Annotated in this window: 17 protein-coding genes; 12 read left to right on the top strand and 5 right to left on the bottom strand. The window is 69.9% G+C overall.

All coding sequences use genetic code 11. The features are described from left to right. The first annotated feature begins 75 nt into the window (after positions 1-75). Positions 76-1,269: a multidrug effflux MFS transporter gene (locus tag VDQ18_RS01860; protein WP_323019317.1), complete on the top strand. Its 1,194-nt coding sequence runs from the start codon at positions 76-78 to the stop codon at positions 1,267-1,269. A 4-nt stretch (positions 1,270-1,273) separates the two neighbouring features. On the opposite strand, the gene VDQ18_RS01865 is transcribed toward VDQ18_RS01860, so the two are convergent. Further along, on the bottom strand, positions 1,274-2,419 hold the full coding sequence (locus VDQ18_RS01865) for an aminotransferase (protein ID WP_323019318.1): 1,146 nt from the start codon (positions 2,417-2,419) through the stop codon (positions 1,274-1,276). A 114-nt stretch (positions 2,420-2,533) separates the two neighbouring features. Here VDQ18_RS01865 and VDQ18_RS01870 point away from each other — a divergent pair, with 114 nt between their 5' ends. From VDQ18_RS01870 to VDQ18_RS01900, 7 genes are all read left to right on the top strand, one after another. After that, entirely contained in the window at positions 2,534-3,421 is an 888-nt protein-coding gene (locus tag VDQ18_RS01870; RefSeq protein WP_323019319.1) for a LysR family transcriptional regulator, read from the top strand. Positions 3,422-3,508: 87 nt separating this feature from the next. Continuing rightward, positions 3,509-3,988 carry a formate dehydrogenase subunit gamma gene (locus VDQ18_RS01875; RefSeq protein ID WP_323019320.1) on the top strand — a complete coding sequence of 160 codons (480 nt, stop codon included), beginning with the start codon at positions 3,509-3,511 and terminating at the stop codon, positions 3,986-3,988. Next, positions 3,988-5,514 (top strand): NADH-quinone oxidoreductase subunit NuoF, encoded by a 1,527-nt coding sequence (locus VDQ18_RS01880; RefSeq protein ID WP_323019321.1) that lies wholly within the window; start codon positions 3,988-3,990, stop codon positions 5,512-5,514. Before VDQ18_RS01875 ends, VDQ18_RS01880 begins: the two co-directional genes overlap by 1 nt. A gap of 34 nt (positions 5,515-5,548) precedes the next feature. After that, positions 5,549-5,767 carry a DUF4287 domain-containing protein gene (locus VDQ18_RS01885; protein WP_323019322.1) on the top strand — a complete coding sequence of 73 codons (219 nt, stop codon included), beginning with the start codon at positions 5,549-5,551 and terminating at the stop codon, positions 5,765-5,767. Between the two features lie 97 nt (positions 5,768-5,864). Beyond that, a complete protein-coding gene (gene fdhF / locus VDQ18_RS01890) occupies positions 5,865-8,747 on the top strand; it encodes a formate dehydrogenase subunit alpha (protein WP_323019323.1) in 2,883 nt (960 codons plus the stop codon). A gap of 4 nt (positions 8,748-8,751) precedes the next feature. Then, a complete protein-coding gene (gene fdhD / locus VDQ18_RS01895) occupies positions 8,752-9,582 on the top strand; it encodes a formate dehydrogenase accessory sulfurtransferase FdhD (protein WP_416235078.1) in 831 nt (276 codons plus the stop codon). Beyond that, the gene (locus VDQ18_RS01900) at positions 9,572-9,793 is read left to right on the top strand and encodes a formate dehydrogenase subunit delta (RefSeq protein WP_323019325.1); all 222 of its coding nucleotides are present in this window, start codon (positions 9,572-9,574) and stop codon (positions 9,791-9,793) included. The genes fdhD and VDQ18_RS01900 overlap by 11 nt, the downstream gene beginning before the upstream one ends. Before the next feature lie 180 nt (positions 9,794-9,973). On the opposite strand, the gene VDQ18_RS01905 is transcribed toward VDQ18_RS01900, so the two are convergent. Further along, complete coding sequence (locus tag VDQ18_RS01905; RefSeq protein ID WP_323019326.1) at positions 9,974-10,501, bottom strand: hypothetical protein; 528 nt, start codon at positions 10,499-10,501, stop codon at positions 9,974-9,976. A 79-nt stretch (positions 10,502-10,580) separates the two neighbouring features. On the opposite strand from VDQ18_RS01905, the gene VDQ18_RS01910 reads away from it, so the two are divergent. From VDQ18_RS01910 to VDQ18_RS01925, 4 genes are all read left to right on the top strand, one after another. Next, positions 10,581-11,330, top strand: a complete 750-nt coding sequence (locus VDQ18_RS01910) for a hypothetical protein (RefSeq protein WP_323019327.1) — start codon at positions 10,581-10,583, stop codon at positions 11,328-11,330. A 77-nt stretch (positions 11,331-11,407) separates the two neighbouring features. Further along, entirely contained in the window at positions 11,408-13,336 is a 1,929-nt protein-coding gene (locus VDQ18_RS01915; protein ID WP_323019328.1) for a secretin N-terminal domain-containing protein, read from the top strand. Between the two features lie 4 nt (positions 13,337-13,340). Continuing rightward, positions 13,341-14,777 (top strand): GspE/PulE family protein, encoded by a 1,437-nt coding sequence (locus VDQ18_RS01920; RefSeq protein WP_323019329.1) that lies wholly within the window; start codon positions 13,341-13,343, stop codon positions 14,775-14,777. Further along, positions 14,774-15,982, top strand: a complete 1,209-nt coding sequence (locus VDQ18_RS01925) for a type II secretion system F family protein (RefSeq protein ID WP_323019330.1) — start codon at positions 14,774-14,776, stop codon at positions 15,980-15,982. Before VDQ18_RS01920 ends, VDQ18_RS01925 begins: the two co-directional genes overlap by 4 nt. On the opposite strand, the gene VDQ18_RS01930 is transcribed toward VDQ18_RS01925, so the two are convergent. From VDQ18_RS01930 to VDQ18_RS01940, 3 genes are read right to left on the bottom strand one after another with little or no spacing between them, the layout of a single operon-like run. Further along, positions 15,972-16,454, bottom strand: coding sequence for a hypothetical protein (locus tag VDQ18_RS01930; protein WP_323019331.1), 483 nt, complete (start codon positions 16,452-16,454; stop codon positions 15,972-15,974). The two genes, VDQ18_RS01925 and VDQ18_RS01930, sit on opposite strands and share 11 nt — an antisense overlap. Continuing rightward, entirely contained in the window at positions 16,451-16,942 is a 492-nt protein-coding gene (gene gspM / locus VDQ18_RS01935; protein ID WP_323019332.1) for a type II secretion system protein GspM, read from the bottom strand. The genes VDQ18_RS01930 and gspM overlap by 4 nt, the downstream gene beginning before the upstream one ends. Beyond that, positions 16,939-18,093 carry a hypothetical protein gene (locus VDQ18_RS01940; protein WP_323019333.1) on the bottom strand — a complete coding sequence of 385 codons (1,155 nt, stop codon included), beginning with the start codon at positions 18,091-18,093 and terminating at the stop codon, positions 16,939-16,941. Before VDQ18_RS01940 ends, gspM begins: the two co-directional genes overlap by 4 nt. Between the last annotated feature and the right edge of the window lie 2 nt (positions 18,094-18,095).

The raw sequence follows: 18,095 nt of genomic DNA on the forward strand, positions 1-18,095 counted from the left end.
ACGATTTCCCTTCGGCTGTCGCCGCCCCGCCCGGGGCCTGCGGCGCAATTTCCAATTCGCTTCATAGGTTTCCCGATGCGCGATCCCCTGTTCCGCATGGCCCTCGTTCTGGGCCTTCTCTCCGCTGTCGGGCCCTTCGCCATCGACATGTACCTGCCGGCGCTGCCGCAGGTCGCCCATGACCTCGGCACGACCGAGGCCGGGGCCGGCCTGACGCTGACCGCCTATTTCCTGACCTTCGGCGTGGCGCAGATGATCTGGGGCCCGATGGCCGATGCCATCGGCCGCCGCAAGCCGCTGCTGATCGGCGTGGCGATCTTCCTCGCCGCCTCGGTGCTGGCGGCGCTGGCGCCCGACCTCGGCACGCTGGTCGCCGCCCGCGCCCTGCAGGCGCTGGGCGCGGCCACGCTGATGGCGGTGCCGCGCGCGGTAATCCGCGACATGGCCTCGGGGCCCGAGGCCGCGCGGATGATGGCGGCGATCATGATCGTCATCTCGGTCTCGCCGATGCTGGCGCCGATCACCGGCTCGCTGGTGCTGGCTTTCGGCACCTGGCGCGAGATCTTCGGCGTGCTTGCCGCGGCCTCGGTCGTCAGCCTGCTGCTGATCACGCTGGTCCTGCCCGAGACCCTGCAACCCGAGGACCGCCGCCCGGTCCGCGTCAGCGCGCTGCTGGCCGGGGCGAAGCGGCTGCTGGGCGACCGGCGCTTCATGGGGCTGACGATGATCGGCGGCTTCGGCATGGCCTCGTTCTTCGTCTTCCTCGCCACCGGCGCCTTCGTCTACACGCGCGAATTCGGCCTGTCGCCGACCGGCTTCTCCGTCGCCTTCGCGATCAATGCCGTGGGCTTCTTCGGCGCCTCGCAGCTGGCGGGTCGGCTGTCGGCGCGGTTCGGGATGCAGCGGGTGATCGCCGTGGCGGTGGCCGGTTTCGGCGCCTCGACGGTGCTGCTGGCGATCCTGGGCTGGGCGGGGCTGGCCTCGCTGGTGGTGGTGGTGGCGGGTCTGCTGATCGCCAACGCCTTCCTCGGGCTGGTGATCCCCACGGCGATGGTCATGGCGATGGACCCCCATCCCGATATCGCCGGGCTGGCCTCGTCGCTCGGCGGTACGATCCAGATGCTGACCGGCGGGGTGATGATCGTCGTGACCGGCCTGCTGCTGGACAATTCCGCCGCCAGCATGACCGCGGCGATCGCGCTCTGCGGCGTGCTGGCTTGGCTCGCCGCGGTGCTGTCGGTGCCGCGGCGCGAGGCGCTGGCCTCGTGATCCGTCACAGGGTGTAGAGCACCCCGGGCGCGGGCAGGCGGGCGAGGAAATCGCCCGTCCGCCTGAGGCCTTCCCGCAGGATCCCGGGCGCATTGGCATAGCCGATGCGCAGATGCCCCTCGACCCCCAGCGCCGAGCCGGGGGTGAAGAGCACCCCGGTCGCCTGCAACAGATCCACGCAGAACTCACGCGAGGTCATCGGCGCGTCATAGCGCACGAAGGCCGTGGTGCCCGAGCGCGGACGCACCCAGCTGAGCAAGGGCTGGCTGTCGATCCAATCCGACAGGATCGCCAGATTGCCCCGGGTGATGGCGCGCGAGCGCTCCAGCACCGCATCGGCCGCTTCCAGTGCCAGCGTGGCGAAATGATCGTCGATCCGGCCGACGCTGATCGTGTCGTAATCGCGGTGGATCGAGACGGCGCGCAACAGCGCCTCGGGTCCGGCGATCCAGCCCAGCCTGAGCCCCGCCAGCGAAAAGGCCTTGGACATGCCAGCGGTGGAAATCCCCTTCTCATAGAGGTCGGCCATCGAGGCGGTGCGCCCGCTCCCTTCCTGATCGGTGCCGCGATAGACCTCGTCGCAGAGGACCCAGGCCCCCACGGCCCGGGCGATGCCCGCGATCTCGCGCAGCATCGCCTCGGGGATCAGGGCGCCGGTGGGGTTGTTGGGATTGGTCAGCGCGATCAGCTTGGTGCCCGGCACCGCCAGCGCCCGCAGCCGGTCGAGGTCCGGCAGCCAGCCGTCCTCGGCCCGCAGGTGCAGCGGGTGGACTTCGGCGCCGATGCTGGCGGGGATCGAGTAGTGCTGCTGATAGGTCGGCACCACCGCGACTACGCGGTCGCCCCGCTCCACCAGCGCCTTGTGAACCAGCATGTTGGCGCCGATCGTGCCATGGGTGACGATGATGTTCCCGGGCGTCTGACGGCGGTAGAGCGCGGCAATCGCCTGCCGCAGCCGGTCCGACCCTTCGATGGCGCCATAGGTCATCTGCATCGGCAGCAGCGCCGAGAGATCCTCGTCATTGCGCCCGGCGAGGCGCAGCAGTTCGCGGATGGTCAGGCTTTCGACGCAGGTCTCGGCGAGGTTCCACTCGCAGCGCGTCTCCCATTCATTCATCCAGATTTCGACCCCGAACGGTTCGATCCGCATTCTGCTCCTCCGATCCTTCAGGGGGTGAGTGTAATACGACATATCCGCTCGGGAAGCCCAAACCGGCGCTATCGACACCTTTCCGCCGACGCCGCTTTGGCGCAGGATGCCCGGATGATCGACAAACTCGAAATGCTGATCGCGCTGGCGCGTGAACGTCACTTCGGCCGCGCGGCCGAGACCTGCCATGTGACGCAGCCGACGCTGTCGTCGGCGATCAAGTCGCTGGAGGATCAGCTGGGCGTGCAGCTGGTGCAGCGCGGCGCGCGGTTCATCGGCCTGACGCCCGAGGGCGAGCGGGTGCTGGCCCGCGCCAAATCCATCGTCGCCGAGGCGCGGGCGCTGAAATCCGACGTCGCTGTGGCGCGCGAGGGTCTGTCTGGCACGCTGCGGCTGGGGGTGATCCCGACCGCGTTGGCCTCGGTCCATGACCTGACGCGGCCGTTTCTGGACAGCCATCCGGGGGTGCGGCTCAGGATCCTGTCGCTCAACAGCCATCTCATCGTGGAAAAGCTGACCGAGTTCGAAATCGACGCGGGCCTCAGCTATGCCAGCGCCGATCTGCCCGCCGACCGGCTGCCCGGCTACACCACCATGCCGCTTTACGAGGAAAGCTACGCGCTCGTCACCCGCAAGCATCCCGACCTGCCCGCCAGCATGGCCTGGGCCGATGTCGCGGGCTACGAACTGGGGCTCCTGACCCCCGACATGCAGAACCGCCGGATCATCGACCGCAACCTCAAGCGCGCGGGCGTCACGGTCACGCCGCGGCTTGAATCGAATTCGATCATCGGGCTGGTCAGCCACGTCACCGAGCATCACAGCGCCACGATCCTGCCCTCGCGCACCGCGGTCTTCTATGCCACCGGCCGCGATCTGGTCTGCATCCCGTTGACCGGCGGTGTCTCGGGCATCGCCGATGTGGCGCTGCTGCTGCCGCCATTGGGTCGGCGCACGCTGCTGCTCGATGCCTTCATCGAGAGCATCGCCCAGGAGGTTTGATAGATACACTCTATCAAACCACGGAATTTACAATTTGATTGGCAATCGACTCGTCGGTATCCCGTGATGAACCGACCGGAGAAGCCAATGTCAGCCACACCAGAATTCGGCGATGCGGGTCTTGAGACCCTGCACGAGATCCTGAACGCCCACCGCGGCATGGAAGGCGCGTTGCTGCCGATCCTTCACGCGGTGCAGGAGGCCTTCGGCCATGTCCCGCAAGAGGCGCTGCCGGTCATCGCCAAGGACCTGAACATCACCCGCGCCGAAGCGCATGGCGTGATGAGCTTCTATCACGATTTCCGCGAGAATCCGGCCGGTCGCACCGTGCTGAAACTCTGCCGGGCCGAGGCTTGCCAGTCGGTCGGCGCCGATGCGCTGGCCGATCACGCCCGCGGCAAGCTGGGCATCGACTGGCACGAGACCACCGCCGATGGCGCGGTGACGCTGGAGCCGATCTTCTGCCTCGGGCTTTGCGCCTGCGGCCCGGCCGCGATGGTCAACGGCAAGCTGGTCGGTCGGGCCGATGCCGCGAAACTGGACCGCATTCTGGAAGGGGCGCGCTGATGAAGATCTACCTCCCCCTCGATTCGGCCGCCGTGGCGCTGGGCGCCGACGACATCGCCGAGGCGATCACCGCCGAAGCCCAGAAGCGCGGCGTGGCGATCACCCTGATCCGCAACGGCTCGCGCGGGATGGTCTGGCTTGAGCCGATGGCCGAGGTCGCGACCGAAGACGGGCGCCTCGCCTTCGGGCCGATGACGCTTGAGGACGTGCCGGGCCTTTTCGGCGACCTCGAGGCGCATCCCAAGGCTTTGGGCCTGACGGAAGAGCTGGACTGGATGAAGCGCCAGACCCGGCTGACCTTTGCCCGCTGCGGCATCGTCGATCCGACCAGCCTGCATGATTACGAACTGCACCACGGCCTCAAGGGCCTGAAGCGCGCGCTGGGCATGACGCCCGCCGCCATCGTGCAGGAAGTGACCGATTCCGGCCTGCGCGGCCGGGGCGGCGCGGGCTTCCCGACCGGCATCAAGTGGAAGACCGTCCACGACGCCAAGGCCAGCCAGAAATACATCGTCTGCAACGCCGACGAGGGCGACAGCGCCACCTTCGCCGACCGGATGCTGATGGAAGGCGACCCCTTCACCCTGATCGAGGGCATGGCCATCGCCGGGATCGCGGTCGGCGCGACCAAGGGCTATATCTATACCCGTTCGGAATATCCCATCGCCATCACCCAGATGCAGAAGGCCATCGAGGTCGCCCGCGCGGCCGGGGTGCTGGGTCCGCGCGTGCTGGGCTCGGATTACGCCTTCGATATGGAAGTCCGCGTCGGCGCGGGCGCCTATGTCTGCGGCGAAGAGACCTCGCTCCTGAACTCGCTGGAAGGCAAGCGCGGCGTCGTGCGCGCCAAACCGCCGCTGCCCGCGCTGCAAGGGTTCATGGGCAAGCCCACCGTGGTGAACAACGTCATCTCGCTGGCCTCGGTGCCGGTGATCATGGATCGCGGTGCCGCCTTCTACAAGAACTTCGGCATGGGCCGCTCGCACGGGACCATGGCGCTGCAGATCGCCGGGAACGTGAAATTCGGCGGCCTGTTCGAGACCGCTTTCGGCCTTTCGCTGGGCGAGATCGTCAACGAGATCGCCGGCGGCACGGCCTCGGGCCGTCCGGTCAAGGCAGTGCAGGTGGGCGGGCCGCTGGGTGCCTGGTTCCCGACCTCGCTGTTTGACACGCCATTCACCTATGAGGATTTCGCGGCCAAGGACGGCCTCATCGGCCACGCCGGTCTGACCATCGCCGATGACCGCACCGACATGCTGAAGATGGCCCGTTTCGCGATGGAATTCTGCGCCATCGAGAGCTGCGGCAAATGCACCCCCTGCCGGATCGGCGCGGTGAGGGGCGTCGAGACGCTGGACCGGGTGGCGGCGGGCGATCCCTCGGCCCTGCCGCTGGTGGCGGACCTGTGCAACACGATGAAGGCGGGCTCGCTCTGCGCGCTGGGCGGGTTCACCCCCTATCCGGTGATGTCGGCGCTCACGCATTTCCCCGACGATTTCGCCACCGCCAAGGCGGCCGCGGAATGAAACCCGTCCGGCACGGCGCGGCGGAGGGCTGGTCATGAGCGATAAGGTCAAGGGCCCTGCGTCCTATTTCCCGTCGATCGAGAAGACCTATGGCAAGCCCGTCGAGCATTGGCTGGCCATCGCCCGCGAGGGGCTGAAGGACCAGCCGCACATGGCGGTGGTCGGGGCGCTCAAGGCCAAGCACGGTCTGGGCCACGGCCATGCCAATGCCATCGTCGCCCATGCCAAGGCACAAAAGGAGGGGAGCCAATGACCCCTCCCGACCCCAAAGACCTTCTGACCCTCCTGCGTGGCGAGCTGATCGCCCGCTGCCCCAAGCCAAAAGCCAAACCCCAAGGGGAGACCACGCCATGAAGGATTTCATCATTCCCTGGGACGATCGCGACTACGGCACCCCTGCCTCGCGGTCGGAAAAGCAGGTCACGCTGACCATCGACGGTTTCGACGTGACGGTGCCCGAAGGCACCTCGATCATGCGCGCCGCCTCGCTGGCCGGGATCCAGATCCCCAAGCTCTGCGCCACCGATAGCGTCGAGGCCTTCGGCTCGTGCCGCCTGTGCCTGGTGCAGATCGACGGCCGCAACGGCACCCCCGCCTCCTGCACCACGCCGGTGGCCGAGGGGCTGAAGGTCCACACCCAGAACGAGACGCTGAAGCGGCTGCGCAAGGGGGTGATGGAGCTTTACATCTCGGACCACCCGCTCGACTGCCTGACCTGCGCCGCCAATGGCGATTGCGAATTGCAGGACATGGCCGGGGCCGTGGGCCTGCGCGACGTGCGCTATGACGCCGTCGACACCCATTTCCGCCCGCGCCACAACGGCGAGGCCAACCCGCAATACATGGCCAAGGACACGTCGAACCCCTATTTCGACTACGATCCGTCCAAATGCATCGTCTGCTCGCGCTGCGTGCGCGCCTGCGAAGAGGTGCAGGGCACCTTCGCGCTTACCATTCAGGGCCGGGGCTTTGACAGCCGCGTCTCGGCGGGCATGTCGGGCGATACCTTCCTATCGTCGGATTGCGTCAGCTGCGGCGCCTGTGTGCAGGCCTGCCCGACGGCGACGCTGGTGGAAAAATCGGTGGTCGAGATCGGCACGCCCGAACGCTCGGTCATCACCACCTGCGCCTATTGCGGCGTCGGCTGCTCGTTCAAGGCGGAGCTGCGCGGCGATGAGCTGGTGCGCATGGTCCCGCACAAGGACGGCAAGGCCAACCGCGGCCACAGCTGCGTCAAGGGCCGCTTCGCCTGGGGCTATGCCACCCACAAGGAGCGGATCCTCAACCCGATGATCCGAGACAAGATCACCGATCCCTGGCGCGAAGTCAGCTGGGACGAGGCGCTGGGCTTTGCCGCCAACCGCATGAAGGGCATCATTGCCGAACATGGGCGCCAGTCCGTGGGCGTGATCACCTCCAGCCGCTGCACCAACGAGGAAACCTACCTCGTGCAGAAGCTGACCCGCGCGGTGTTCCGCAACAACAACACCGATACCTGCGCTCGCGTCTGCCATTCGCCGACCGGCTACGGCCTGGGCCAGACCTATGGCACCTCGGCCGGGACGCAGAACTTCGACAGCGTCGAGCATTCGGACGTGATCATGGTGATCGGCGCCAACCCGAGCGCCGCGCACCCGGTCTTCGCCAGCCGGATGAAGAAACGCATCCGCGCCGGTGCCAAGCTGATCGTCGTCGATCCGCGCCGCACCGAAACGGTCGAGGCGCCGCATGCCAATGCGACGCATCACCTGCCGCTGCGCCCGGGCACCAACGTGGCCGTCGTGACCGCGCTGGCGCATGTGATCGTGACCGAAGGCCTGATGAACGAGGCCTTCATCCGCGAGCGCTGCGACTGGGACGAATTCCAAGATTACGCCGAATTCGTCAGCCAGCCGCATCATGCGCCCGAGGCGGTCGAATCGCTGACCGGCGTTCCGGCCGAGACGGTGCGCGAAGCCGCGCGGCTCTATGCCACCGGCGGCAACGGTGCGATCTATTACGGGCTGGGCGTGACCGAGCACAGCCAGGGCTCGACCACCGTCATCGGCATCGCCAACCTCGCCATGCTGACCGGCAACATCGGCCGGCCGGGTGTCGGCGTGAACCCGCTGCGCGGCCAGAACAACGTGCAGGGCTCGTGCGACATGGGCTCGTTCCCGCACGAACTGCCGGGCTATCGCCACGTCAAGAACGACGACGTGCGCGCGCTTTTCAAAGGGGCCTGGGGCGTCGAGATCGACAACGAGCCGGGCCTGCGCATCCCCAACATGCTGGACGCGGCGGTCGAGGGCAGCTTCAAGGGCCTCTATTGCCAGGGCGAAGACATCCTGCAATCCGACCCCGACACCAAGCATGTGGCGGCGGGCCTTGCGGCGATGGATTGCGTCATCGTGCATGACCTCTTCCTCAACGAGACGGCGAATTACGCGCATGTCTTCCTGCCGGGCTCGACCTTCCTCGAGAAGAACGGGACCTTCACCAACGCCGAGCGCCGCATCAACCTGGTGCGCAAGGTGATGGCGCCGAAGAACGGCTACGAGGATTGGGAAGTCACCCAGATGCTGGCCAATGCGATGGGCGCCAACTGGAACTACGCCCATCCCAGCCAGATCATGGACGAGATCGCGCTGCTGACGCCCTCGTTCGCCGGGGTCAGCTATGACGTGCTCGAGGAAAAGAACTCGGTGCAATGGCCCTGCAACGAAAAGGCGCCCGAGGGCACGCCGACCATGCACGTGAACGGCTTCGTCCGCGGCAAGGGCAAGTTCATCCGCACCGAATACGTGGCGACGGATGAGAAGACCGGACCGCGCTTCCCGCTCCTCTTGACCACCGGCCGGATCCTCAGCCAGTACAACGTCGGCGCCCAGACGCGGCGTACCGCCAACGTCGTCTGGCACGACCAGGACCTGCTGGAAATCCACCCCCACGACGCCGAGAATCGCGGCATCCGGGACGGGGATTACGTGCGGCTCGCCTCGCGCTCGGGGGAAACCACGCTGCGCGCGACGATCACCGACAAGGTCTCGCCTGGGGTGGTCTACACCACCTTCCACCACCCGGACACGCAGGCCAACGTCGTCACCACCGATTTCTCGGACTGGGCCACCAACTGCCCGGAATACAAGGTGACGGCGGTGCAGGTCTCGCCCTCGAACGGGCCCTCGCAATGGCAGGAGGAGTACGCGGCCCAGGCCGAGCAATCCCGCCGCATCCTGCCGGCCGCCGAGTAAGGTCATGCTGGGTGCCCGCTCCCGTCCCCGCCTGGCGTTCGGCACCTCCCCCCAGGGGGGGATCGTGCCGGGCGAACGCGTCCTGCCCGAGGAGGTCGCCGTCGCGCTGACCTTCAACGGCTCGACGCAGGCGGTGATGATGGCGACACCCGATGACCTCGAGGATTTTGCCTATGGGTTCGCGCTGACCGAAGGTCTGGCGCAACCCGACGAGATCGAGAGCCTGGAGGTGGTCGAGACCGAGAAGGGCCTCGACGTGCAACTCTGGGTCTGCGACGCCGCCGAGGCCCGGCTGAAGGAACGCCGCCGGGTCATGGCGGGACCGGTGGGCTGCGGCCTTTGCGGGATCGACAGCCTGGAACAGGCGATGCGCGAGATGGCGCCGCTGCCCTATGGCGGCTACCGGCTGACGCCGACGCAGATCATGGCCGCCGTGGCCGCCCTGCCCGGCCAGCAGGCGCTGCATGACCTGACCCGCTCGGCGCATTGTGCGGGGTTCTGGGACGGGACGCGGATGGTTGCCGCGCGCGAGGATGTCGGGCGGCACAACGCGCTCGACAAGCTGGTCGGGGCGCTGGTCTCGGGCAGGATGGGCAATATTGCCCATCCTACGAAGGGCGCCGTGGTCCTGACCTCGCGCGTGTCCATCGACCTCGTGCAGAAGGTGGCGGCGCTGGGGGCGCCGGTGCTGATCGCCGTCTCATCGCCCACCGCCGATGCCGTGGACCTCGCCGACCAGCTCGGCCTTACCCTCATCGCCCAGGCCCGCCCCGAGAGGTTCGAGGCCTTCACTCACACCGACCGCATCGAGACGGAGCAATCCCATGTCCGCTGACAAGATCACCCGCATGGCGAACCAGATCGCCGCCTTCATGACCTCGAAGCCGCATGACGAGGGCGTCTCGGGCCTTGCCGCGCATATCAACGACTTCTGGGAACCGCGGATGCGCCGCCAGTTCTTCGAGCTGCTCGACGCGGGCGGCGAAGGCTTCGCGCCGCTGGTGCTGGAAGCCGCGCCGCTGATCCGGCGCCCCGCCGCCGCCTGAGCGCGGCCCCGTCGCGGACTCCCTTGGGCCGCAGGACTTGCGGTTCCGGGCGCGCAGGCGGAAAGCCTGCGTGCCGCAATGAACGCGCGGGCTGACGCACCGGCAATCGCGGGTTGCGGCAACGGCGCGATCGACGTCTCACCCCGAAGCGACCGGCACCCCGGCGGCGTCTGCCCCGCCTCAACCCAGCCGGGCGAGATCCGCCGCGATCAGATCCAGCCGCGCCCGCATCGCGCCCGTGGCATCCAGCGGTTCCGGCGCCTGCAGGGTGGCGGTGAGGTCGGACTGCGCCGCCATCAGCAGCGCCCGCGTGGCTGGCGTGCCCCGGCCCGCGTCGATCTGGCGGCGGGCTTCCTCGTGCCGGGCGGTGCCACGCACTGCCAGCGCCGAGAGGCGGATCGCCCCCTCCTGCCGCGCGATCAGCGGATCGGTGGCCGCCACAGCCTCGTCAAAACGGTTGCCGCGCAGCAGGGCATGGGCATAGTCCAACTGCAACCGGGAGGCGGCGCTGGCATCGACCCTTCCCATCAGGCGGCCATAGGTGCGGATTGCGATGTCGTAATTGCCGGATTCCAGCGCCTGCCGGGCGACCAGATAATCGGATTCGGCGCCGCCACCGGCAAGGGTTCCCGCGTTCTCGCACGAGGCGAGCGCCATGACCCCACAGAGCGCGGCAACGCCGCTCAGGTACACAGGAAACTGGAACACAGAACTCACCCTGATTTTCATTTCATGCTAAGCTGAAAGGCGAATAATGTCCAGAAAAACACCCTGAGGCTGATCGCGCATGACCCCTGCCCCATCCGCCCGCCTGACGCCTGCCCCTGCGCCCGCGCCAGCCGGTGGCGGGGCCTCGGCGCTGCTGCTGCTCCCGGCGGCGGCGGTCGGCGGGCTGGGTCTGGGACTGGCCGCGCTCGCCGCCCTTGCGCCGGCCCCGCCTGTCCCTCGCCTGCCCCCGGTCGCGGCCCGCACGGCCGAGGCCCGGACAGCTCCCGCGCCGCCCGAGGCCGGGCGCGACTGGGCCGCGCTTTTCGGCCGGGCGCCCGTCGCCGCCCCACCGTCCCTGCCGCAATCCGCGCCGCCGCCGCAGCCCGCCTATCGCCCGGCCGCCGACTTCGATCCCGGTATCTATGTCCTGCACGGCCTTGCGGTCGCCACCGACGACTCCGAGGGGTTCGCCCTGCTCGAGTCGCCCGATGGCGCGATGGTGCTTCGCCGCGGCTCGGTGCTGCCCGAAGGCCCTGAAGTGCTGGAGATCACCGCCGGGGGCATCATCATCGACGTCTTCGGCGAGGAGGTGGTGATCGGCTTTCAGGACGACCGGCAACCGGCCGGGGGCGCGGCCCATGGCGGCGCGCCGCGCAGCGCTGCCCGGGCGCCCACCGACCGCTTCGATGTCAGCCCGGCCGAAGGCGACGGCGCCTTCGGGGCCCCGCCGCTCGACGACCTCGACCCGCCGCCGGGCACCCGCCCCGATCTTCCAACCCCCGGCCCCTCGGGCAGCTTCGGCCGCGCCAGCGCCGGTCCGACCCGATGAGCCCCTCCTGAGTTCCTTGCCCTGTACCGGGCGGCGATACCCGTTGACGCTGCCCCCTTTCCGGAAACAATTGCCGCATGTGCCGTCTGATTACCCTGTTCCTTCTGTGCCTGTACCTCGCTCTCGGCCTCGGGCAGCCCGCCGCAGCCCAGCTCAGGCTGGATCTGCGCGATGTCGACCTGCGCAACTACATCCAGCTGGTGGGCGAACAGACCGGGCGCAACTTCCTGGTCGATCCCGATGTGCAGGGCAGCGTCTCGGTCTTCGCGCCGGTGCCGGTGACACCCGCCGCGATGTACGAGATCTTCCTCAACGTGCTGGAGGTCAACAACCTCACCATCATCGAGGGCGAGGGCGTCGACCGCATCGTGCCGATGAGCGCCGCGGCCAGCCTTGCCTCGGGCGCCGGGCGGGTGCCGCGACCGGGCAGCTATGAGACGCGGGTGATCCCGGTTCCGGGCGGCGACCTGACCGAGGTCTATGACGTGGTCGAGCCCCTGATCGCGCCCGAGGCGGTGCTGACCCCCGTACCCTCGGCCGGGCTGCTGATCCTGTCGGACCGCAGCGAGAATATCGGCCGGATCGAGGCGCTTGTCGCCCGGCTGGGGCAGGCCAGCACCCGCTCGGTCGAGACGATCCCGCTGAACTACGCGCGGGCGGGCGAAATGATCGCCGTGTTGCAGGCCGCCCTGCCCGCCACCGGCGGCGCCGGGACCATTGCCGCCGACACCGGCGCCAATGCCATCGTGGTGGCCGGTCCCGCCGAGTTCCGCAACCGGGTGCGCAACGTGGTCAATCAGCTGGACCAGCCGCAGCAGCGCCCGACCTCGCGCGTGGTGCGGCTGAGCTATGCCCAGGCGACGGATCTGGCCGAGGTGCTGCGCCAGTCGATCGGCGCGGGGGGCGAGGGCGAGGCGGCGATCACCATCGTCGCCGAGCCGCAGACCAACTCGATCCTGGTGACCGCGCCCCGCGACCGGGTCGACGCCATCGCCCAGGCGGTGCAGTCACTGGACATCCGCCCGGCGCAGGTGCTGATCGAGGCGGTGATATTCGAGATATCGGCCGAGAATTTCTCGGACCTCTCGATGCAGTTCGGCGGCCTTCTGAACGAGGCCATCGGCGGCGGCACGTCCTTCGCCATGGACGGCCGTTCCTCGCTGATCACGCTGATTTCGCAGGCGATGGCGGGCGGCACCAGCACGCCCAACCCCGGCAATGGCGGCTATATCGCCGCCTCGGACGGCAATTTCGCGGCGCTCATCACCGCCATCGCCCGCGAACGCACCACCCGGCTGCTGAGCACCCCCGCGGTGCTGACGCTCAACAATCAGGAGGCCGAAATCGTCGTGGCGCAGAACGTGCCCTTCGTCACCGGCTCCTATTCCTCGACCCAGGGCGGCTCGGCGCAGGACCCGTTCCAGACCATCGAGCGGCAGGACGTGGGCCTGACCCTGACGGTGACGCCACAGATCACCGATGACGGCACCGTGCGGATGGCCATCGCGCAGGAGGTGTCGAACCTCACCGGCTCGACCGCCGCCGCCGGGGGCGAGATCACCGCCCGGCGCCGGCTGTCGACCAATGCGCTGGTCGGCGATGGTGAGGTGATCATCCTCGGCGGTCTGATCGAGGACAGCTCGACCGCGCAGAACCAGCGCGTGCCCGGCCTCAGCAACATTCCCCTGCTGGGCAACCTGTTCCGCGGCCGCTCGGTGCAGGAGGGGCAGCGCGTGCTGCTGGTCATGCTGCGCCCCCGCGTGGTCAGCAGCGAGCGCGACGCCACCCGCATCACGCGGGAAATCGCCCGCCAGAGCGAGACGCTCAGCCGCCAGATCGCGCCCCGCAACAATGACAGCCTTTATCCGCAGGTCCGCCGCACCGGCTTTCCCTTCGACGGCGTGGACCTGAACCAGCCTTTCGACGAGACCTATGTCGATCAGGCGGTGCGCGAGCGGTTGTTTCCGCCGCTGCCGCCGCGCCTGAACGTCGGCGTGGGTCAATAGGCGGATGAACGGCGCGCGTCTGCCCTTCGCCTTCGCCCGCGACAATCAGGTGGCGCTGGACGAAACCACGCTGCTGACGGGGCCGGAGGCGACGATGAACGGGCTCCGCGCCGCCCGCCGGGCCGCCGGGTGCCCGGTAGCCCCCGAAGCGCTGGAACTGGACGCCTTCCAGACCCGCCTGTCGCGGCTCTATGACACCGGGCAGGAGGAGGGCGGCGAGGTCGCCTTCGATCTGGAGGACAACCCCCAGCGCGCCGCCCGCGACATTCTGGAGGAGCCCGAGGACGCCCCGGTCATCCGGCTGGTCAACCAGCTGCTCCGGCAGGCTGTGCGCGGCGCGGCCTCGGATCTGCATCTGGAACCGCACGAGGACGGCTTGCGCGCCCGGATGCGGATCGACGGCACGATGCAGAGTGTCTTCGACCGCCGCGACGTGCCCGCCAAGCGGGTCGTGTCGCGGCTGAAGGTCATGGCCGGGCTCGACATCGCCGAGACGCGCATGCCGCAGGACGGGCGGATCGCGCTGCGCCTTGGCGGGCGGGCCATCGACCTGCGCCTTTCCACCCTGCCCGGCCATCATGGCGAGCGGGTGGTGATGCGCCTGCTCGACCGCTCGGGCGGGTTGATGGGGCTGGACCGGCTGGGCCTCAGCGAAGAAAACGCCGCCCGCCTGAACCGGCTTGCGGCGCTGCCGAACGGGATCATTCTGGCGACCGGGCCGACCGGCTCGGGCAAGACGACGACGCTCTATTCACTGCTGCGGCTGGCCGACCGGCGGGAACGGACGATCCTGACGGTGGAAGATCCGGTCGAATACGACCTGCCCGGCATCAGCCAGACCCCCGTGAACCCCGAAATCGGGCTGACCTTCGCCCGGGGCCTGCGCTCGATTTTGCGGCAGGACCCGGACGTCATTCTGGTGGGCGAGATCCGCGACGGCGAGACCGCGCAGGTGGCCTGCGAGGCGGCGCTGACCGGGCATCTGGTGTTTTCCTCGCTGCACGCCAATTCCGCACTGTCCGCCGTGGTCCGGCTGCGCGAGCTGGGGGTCGAGGGCTATCTGATCGCCGCCACCCTGCGGGGCGTGATGGCGCAGCGCCTCGTCCGCCGCCTTTGCCCCGCCTGCGCCCGGCACGAGGCCCCGACCGAGGCCGAGGCCGCCCCGTTCCGCGGCCATGGTCTGCCGGTTCCCGGCGTGATCGCCCATCCCACGGGCTGCGAGGCCTGCGACAACACCGGGTTTTCCGGCCGGGTCGGTATTTTCGATATCCTCGAAATAGACGAGGGGCTGCGCGCCGCGATCGACGACGATGCCTGGGAAATCCGGCTGCGCGCGGCCGCCGGTCCCCGCCCCTCGCTGATGCAATCCGCCTTGGCGCTGGTGGCCGAGTGCCGGACCTCGCTGGCCGAGGTGCGCCGGGTGCTGGGGGATACCCCGTGAAGACCTTCGCCTATACCGCCTATACGCCCGACGGCAAACGCAAGCGCGGGATGGTGGTGGCCGAGGACGAAACCGACGCCTCGCAGCGCGTCGCCGCGCTGGGTCTAATGCCCTCGACCTTGGAGGCACAGGCCGCCGCCCCCACCCGCACCCGCCGCCGCGAACGCCGGATCGACCGCGATCTGCTCAGCGTCTTCACCCGGCAGATGGCGGTCCTCTTGGGCGCGGGGCTGGCCGCCGATGCGGCCCTGGAGGCGGTGCAGGGTTCGGCCGGGGCGGCGCGGATCGAGCGGCTGGCGGCCGAGGCCCGCGCGGGCCTGCTGGAGGGCGAATCCATGGCCGATGCGCTCAGCCGCGCCGGGGGCGCCCTGCCGCCCTGGTACGCGGCGGCGGTCCGGGCGGGGGAACGCTCGGGCGATCTGGGCGCGGTCTTCAACACGCTGGCGGAACACCTCGAAACCTCGGCCGGGGAGCGCGCGGCGATCACCTCGGCGCTGGTCTATCCGGCCTTCGTCACCGTCGTCGCCGTGGTCGTCTGCGCTATCCTGATGACCACCGTCGCGCCCGAGATCGTGGCGATGTTCGAGGAGTCGGGCCGCCCGCTGCCGCCCCTGACCATCGCTATCATGGGGCTGGTCGACTGGATCCGGGGCCACTGGCCGCTGCTGCTGGCGGGCGCGGCGGCACTGGTCCTCATGTGGGTCGCCATCAGCCGCAATCCCGCGCTCAGGGACCGCCGCGACGGATTCTTCCTGCGCCTGCCGCTGATCGGGCGCTTCCTCAGGATGGCGGCGGCGGCGCAGTACCTGCGGACGCTGGCCGTGGTCATCAACTCGCGCCTGCCGCTGACCGAAGCCTTGCGCTTTTCGGCCGGGGTGCTCGACATCGCCCGCTACCGGACCGCCGCCGAGGAGGCGGGCGAGGCACTGAAGCGCGGCGAAAGCCTCAGCCAGGCGCTGGCGCGGCTGCCGTTCCTGCACCCGGTCGCCCGGCAATTGGTGCAGGCGGGCGAGGCCTCGGCCCGGCTGGGGCCGATGACGGAACGGGCGGCGGTGCTGGCGGAAAGCTGGCTCCGGACCGAACGCAAGCGCGTCTCGGTCATCATCGAACCGGCCAGCATGGTGATCGTCGGCGGCATGGTGCTGACCATCGTGCTGGCGATCCTGCTGCCGATCTTCGACATGCAGGCGCTGGTCAGCGGTTAGCGACCCGCCAGCCGCCCCCCTCCCGAAGCAGCGTCACCGCCGCGCCGCCCGCCTGCCCGTCGATCCGCCCCTCGCGGACCTCGCCGCCCAGCCCGACCAACAGCGCGCCGCCCTCCAGCGCCAGCATGCCCGGCCCCGCGCCGAGCCATTCCAGCGGCAGCGTGCCGCTCAGCGCGCCGATCCGCAGCGCCGCGCCCTCGGGCTCCGCCCTGCCGCGCGCCTGCCAGCCCGGGCCGCTCAGGCTGATGTCGAACCCGTCCCAGCCCGCCAGCCGCCAGTCCAGCGCCGCCCCGTCCAGCGTGCCATGCCCCCGGGTGAAGCCGCTGTCCGCGTCCAGCCCCGCGACCCAGCCGGGCAGCGCCCAGCCGGTCCGCTCGCTCACCATCCGCAGATGGCCCAGCGTGCCGCCGAACAGGAGCGCCAGACACAGCCCCAGCCAGAGGCCCAGAAAGACGGCGAAGGCGCGGATCATTGCAGCGGCTCCAGTTGCACATCCGCCTCAACCCGGCCGGGGCCGGTTCGTTCCAGCCTGAGGGCCGCCACGGCATATCCCGCCGCGCCGATCCCCTCGATCCAGGGCATCAGATCGGCGAAAGCGACCGATTGCAGGCTCAGCGCCACCCGCCCGTCCGGGACATTCGCCAGAAGCGTCACCGCGGGCCGCAGCCCCGCCGCGAAGAGCCGCGCCTCGATCCCGCCCAGTCCCACCGGGGCCGCACGCCCGGAAGGAGCCCCGCCGGGGCCCGGCAGCGCCGCGACCTCGCCCTGACGGGCGATGTACCAGGCCTGCGTGGCCCGGGCCGCAGCCAGCTCGGCACCGGCAGCGGCGCGCGACTCGAGCAGCGGCAGCGCCAGCAGCACGACGAAGGCAAGCGGCAGCGCCCCGAGGAGAAGCAGCGCCAGCAGCAGCCGCTCGCGCGGGCTGCGGCGGGCGAGCTGGCGGGCAAGTCCGGCGATCATGGCGCCCCCTCCAGCGCCAGCGTGGCGCCGACCCCGCCCCCGGGGTCGATGGCCGAGCGGCTGGGGCGGGCGACCAGCCCCACCGCGCCCAGCGCCCCGATCACAGCGTCGAGCGCCTGGAAATCCGCCACGCTCACCTCGACCGACAGCCCGTCTGCACCCAGTGTCACCGCCTGAACCTCGGCCCCGGCCAGGACCGGCGCGGCCTGCCGCAGCAGGTCCAGCGGCCCCTGCGCCGCGACTGCGGGCAGGACGGCGGCGCGGCGGCGCTCGATCTCGCGCATCACCTGCCTCTCCAGATCCAGAATCGGACCCGAGGGCAGCAGGTCGCGCCGTACCGCCGCCAGCGTCTCGGCCTGCACCGCCGCGGCGGCGGCCCGGTCGCGGGCAATGCCCAGACGCTGCGCCGCGGCCCAGCCGAGGGCGCCCAGCACCACCAGCAGGACGGGCCAGACCAGACGCCGGATCCGGGCCTCGACCCCGTCGGCATCGGCGCGGGGATCGCGGGCGAAATCGACGGCCGCCTCACCCAGCGCCATGACCCGGGGGTGCAGCCCCTCGGGCAGGTCCGCGGACCGCGAGACGAGGGTCAGGCCCTCGAAAAGCGGGGCAAAGGCCGAGGCCGTCTCGCCCTGCAAGAGCACCGCCTGGGGCAGCGCGCCGCCTGCCCGGGCCTCGGCCAGCGCCAGCGTCAGCATGCGGCCAGCAAGCGCAGGCTCGGCGGCGAAGCCATCGGCCGGGCCCAGCCGCGCCATGACGCCGTCGCGATCCGCCTCGATGACCCAGAGGCCGGGCGCTGCGGGCAGGGCCAGGTAATCCGGCACCAGCCCCCGGCAGCGGGAGGCGGCCGGACCCAGCGCGCCGCGCCAGCGCAGGACCTGTAGCCGCTCGGCCACGGCGACGCGGGACCAATCCCCGGCCCCGTCCAGCCGCACAGGTCGCACATCCAGCCCCGGCCCCAGCCGGTCCAGCGCCTGCCGCCGCGCCACATTCTCACGCGCGACGCCCTTCAGTGCGGCGGGCAGGGTCAGGGCGATGAGTGGGGCCTCGGCCCCCGGGACCAGCGCGATGAAGGGACCAGCGGGCGGCAACCCGTCGCCGATCCGCCAGGTCGCGGGCGAGGGGCGGCGGACAGCGGCGGGGTCACGCATAC

The sequence above is a fragment of the Pararhodobacter sp. genome, assembly GCF_034676075.1.
Lineage (GTDB): Bacteria > Pseudomonadota > Alphaproteobacteria > Rhodobacterales > Rhodobacteraceae > Pararhodobacter.